Source organism: Pseudomonas sp. Sample_9 (assembly GCF_004307535.1).
Lineage (GTDB): Bacteria > Pseudomonadota > Gammaproteobacteria > Pseudomonadales > Pseudomonadaceae > Aquipseudomonas > Aquipseudomonas mercuritolerans.
Window position 1 is genome coordinate 15,449 of sequence record NZ_RAZO01000385.1, and the last position, 3,626, is coordinate 19,074.

The window sequence follows — 3,626 nt, forward strand, 5'->3', positions numbered from 1 at the left end:
GACACGCCAGCTTCAGGTGCTGGTGACCTTACGGTCGTGGAAGTTCGAGTCTTCTTCTGGGCACCAATTCAAATTCAAGGTTCAGGCCTTGGACTTCACAAAAACCCGCGAAAGCGGGTTTTTGCGTTTCTGGCTTCCTGAATTTCCGCAGGTCTTGTAAGAGCTTGTAGGAGCTGACGAGTGCAACGAGGCTGCGATCTTTTGATCTTGCTGTTGCCCGTATCTTTATCATCAAAAGCAAAATTAAAAGATCGCAGCCTTCGCCAGCTCCTACAAGATCACCTCGCCCCGCACAAGGCGCACTTGAGAAACAATATCGTTTATCATTGTTGCAAGTTTTTGCAATGCGACAGTGAGGAACCCTGCGAATGACGTTTCGAAATACCCTGCGCCGAGGCCTGACCTTCACCCTCCTCGGCCTGGCACTCGCCACTCCCCTCACCCAGGCTGCCGATGCGGTTTCCCTGACTCTCTACAACGGCCAGCACAAGGAAGTCGGCGACGCGATTGCCAAGGCTTTTGAAGCCAAGACCGGCATTCACGTCAACGTGCGCAAAGGCAGCAGCAATCAGCTCGCCAGCCAGATCATCGAAGAAGGCGACCGCTCGCCCGCCGATGTGATCTACACCGAAGAGTCGCCGCCGCTGAACAACCTCGGCGAACAGGGTCTGCTGGCCAAGGCCGATGACGCCACCCTAGCGGTTTTGCCGGAAAAATACGTCGCCGCCAACGGTACCTGGATTGGCGTTACCGCCCGCGTCCGCGTCGTCGCGTTCAATCCGAAACTGATAGATGAAAAAGACCTGCCGAAATCGGTGATGGAATTCTCAGAGCCGCAGTGGCAGGGCAAGGTCGGCTTCGTGCCGACCAGTGGCGCCTTCCAGGAGCAGGCCGTAGCAATCATCAAACTGCACGGTCGCGACGCTGCGGAGGAATGGCTGACCGGTCTGCGCGCGTTCGGCAAGACCTACAGCAACAACATGGTCGCGCTCAAAGCTGTGGAAAACGGCGAAGTCGCTACCGTGCTGGTGAACAACTACTACTGGTTCGCCCTGCAACGCGAGAAAGGCAAGCTCGATTCCAAACTGCATTACTTCACCGGCGGCGACGCTGGCGGCCTGATCACCGTGTCCAGTGCTGCCGTGCTGAAATCCAGCAAACATCCAAAAGAAGCCCAGCAATTCCTCGCCTTCATGGCCAGCGAAGAAGGTCAGCGCGTGATCACTCAGACCACCGCTGAATACCCGCTGCACAAAGGCATGGAATCGGATCGCGGCCTCAAGCCGTTCAGCGAACTGGAAGCGCCGAACGTCACCCCGGCGGATCTGGGCAACGCTGAAGAAGCGCTGGAACTGGAACGCGAAGTTGGCCTGAACTGATGGCAGCATCGTTATCGGCCCCCGCCGCGCGCGGGGGTTACGTGCCACGACGCAAACGGCCGTCGATCTGGCTGGTGCTGCCGGTATTGCTACTGGTGGTCATGAGCCTGCTGCCACTGGCCTATGTCGGACTGAAAGCCTGGCAGGCCGGATGGGCCGAGGCGCTGCACTTGTTGTGGCGCCCGTATGTGTTTGGCCTGCTGCGCAACACCTTGGCATTGATGGTCGGCGTGACGGTTACCTGCGCCGTGATAGGTCTGTCGCTAGCGTGGCTGCTGGAGCGCAGCAATCTGCCAGGGCGGCGCCTGTGGGGCGTGATCCTGTGCCTGCCGTTTGCGGTGCCGGCGTTTGTCAGCAGCTTCACCTGGGTCTCGCTCAGCGCGCAATTCGAAGGCCTAGGCGGGGCGATTCTGGTGATGAGCCTGTCGAAGTATCCGCTGATCTTCCTGCCAGTAGCGGCGACCCTGCGCAATCTCGATCCCTCCCTCGAAGAATCCGCCCGCACGTTGGGACAGAATCGCTGGGGCGTATTTTTCCGCGTCACCCTGCCGCTGCTGTGGCCATCGCTGCTGGCCGGTTCGCTGCTGATTGCCCTGCACATGCTGGTGGAATTCGGCGCGCTGTCGATCATTGGCCTGCAAACCTTCACCACGGCGATCTACCAGCAATTCGAACTGGAATTCAGCAATGCCAACGCCGCGATGCTTTCGGCGGTGTTGCTGGCGCTGTGTCTGCTGCTGTTGTGGCTGGAGCTGCGCGTGCGCGGCAAGGGCCGGCATGTGCGCACCGGACAGGGCGCAGCGCGACAGGCTGAACAGGTAAAGCTTGGACCGTGGGCGGCGCTTGGTCAGTTGTATTGCCTGTTGCTGGCGATTATCGGCAGCGGCGTTCCGCTGGGCATGTTGGCCTACTGGCTGGCGGTCGGCTCATCGGCGGCGTTCCCGGTAGCGGCGATCACCGAGGCGCTGTTGTCATCGCTGGCATTGTCATTGGGCGGTGCGGCGCTGTGCCTGGTGCTGGCGGTGCCGGTCGGGTTGCTGGTGGTGCGCTATAAAGGCCGATTGGCAATCTGGGCCGAACGCCTGCCTTATCTGTTGCACGCGCTGCCGGGGCTGGTGATTGCGTTGACGCTGGTGTATTTCGCCCTGCATTACGTGCCAGTGCTGTATCAGACGTCGGGCTTGCTGCTGATCGCCTATGCGCTGCTGTTCCTGCCATTGGCGCAGGCGCCGATCCGCACTGCGCTGAACAAGGCTGCACCGCAGCTGGAAGAAGCGGCGCGGACATTAGGCGCATCGTCGTTCACCGCGTTTTGCCGGGTGACCTTACCGATCATTTTCCCGGCACTGGGCGCAGCGTTTGCGCTGGTATTTCTTGATGCGATGAAGGAATTGACGGCAACGTTGCTGCTCAGCCCAACCGGACTCAATACATTGGCGACCGAAGTCTGGGCGCATACGGCGAATGTCGAGTTTGCGGCGGCGGCGCCTTATGCGGCGTTGTTGATTGTGGTCTCGGGGTTGCCGGTTTATCTGCTGACGACGCGGATGTATCTGAGCCGCTAAAAGATCGCAGCCTTCGGCAGCTCCTACATCGGAATTTGCGTTTCCCTGTAGGAGCTGCCGCAGGCTGCGATCTTTTGATCTTAAGCGCGGAATTGTCCCAGGCTAGCCTTCAATTGCGCAGCCAGGCCATCCAGCACCTTGCCACTGGCCGTGGTCTCCACCACTGCCTGCGCCGCTTTCTCGGCCTGTGCATGAATCGTCTCGACCCGCCCACGCACTGCCTGTGCACCCTGCGCCTGATGCGCTGCTGCTTGCGTCGCCAGACCGATCGCCGCATGCACCTGCTCAACCGAAGCCTGCACCGACTGCTGCAACCGCGCACTGTCGCGCAACACCAGCAAACCTTCGCTGGCCTGCCGTCCGGCCTGACCAATCGCCTCGACCGCCTCACGTGCGCCCTGCTGCAGAGCGACGATGTGCGCTTGAATATCACCCGTCGAGCTCTGCGTTTTGCTCGCCAGCGCACGCACTTCATCGGCGACCACGGCGAAACCACGCCCGGTCTCACCGGCCCGCGCCGCCTCGATCGCAGCGTTCAACGCCAGCAGGTTGGTCTGTTCAGCGATGCCATGAATCACCGTCAACACCACCTCGATTTGCTCACTCTGCTGCGCCAGTCGCTCGATGACCTTCGCCCCGGTATCGACCTGCCCGGCCAGCGCTTCGATCAGGCTGCCGACCT

3 protein-coding genes and 1 tRNA gene (1 of these 4 cut by a window edge) are annotated in these 3,626 nt (G+C 60.6%); 3 read left to right on the top strand and 1 reads right to left on the bottom strand.

From position 1 onward, the window contains the following. From D6877_RS29260 to D6877_RS22095, 3 genes are all read left to right on the top strand, one after another. Positions 1-66: transfer RNA gene (locus D6877_RS29260), tRNA-Leu, on the top strand (it extends 86 nt beyond the left edge of the window). A 302-nt stretch (positions 67-368) separates the two neighbouring features. Beyond that, entirely contained in the window at positions 369-1,379 is a 1,011-nt protein-coding gene (locus D6877_RS22090; RefSeq protein ID WP_016771941.1) for an extracellular solute-binding protein, read from the top strand. Further along, positions 1,379-2,944: an iron ABC transporter permease gene (locus D6877_RS22095; protein WP_122748046.1), complete on the top strand. Its 1,566-nt coding sequence runs from the start codon at positions 1,379-1,381 to the stop codon at positions 2,942-2,944. The genes D6877_RS22090 and D6877_RS22095 overlap by 1 nt, the downstream gene beginning before the upstream one ends. Before the next feature lie 80 nt (positions 2,945-3,024). Here the strand turns inward: D6877_RS22095 and D6877_RS22100 are convergent. Next, the coding region (locus tag D6877_RS22100; RefSeq protein WP_241662936.1) for a methyl-accepting chemotaxis protein at positions 3,025-3,626 on the bottom strand (602 nt) is incomplete at its 5' end.

What these genes read in the sequence shown, in the direction of transcription:
- D6877_RS22090 (WP_016771941.1), top strand. Translation starts at nt 369, where the DNA reads ATGACGTTTCGAAATACCCTGCGCCGAGGCCTGACCTTCACCCTCCTC.
- D6877_RS22095 (WP_122748046.1), top strand. Translation starts at nt 1,379, where the DNA reads ATGGCAGCATCGTTATCGGCCCCCGCCGCGCGCGGGGGTTACGTGCCA.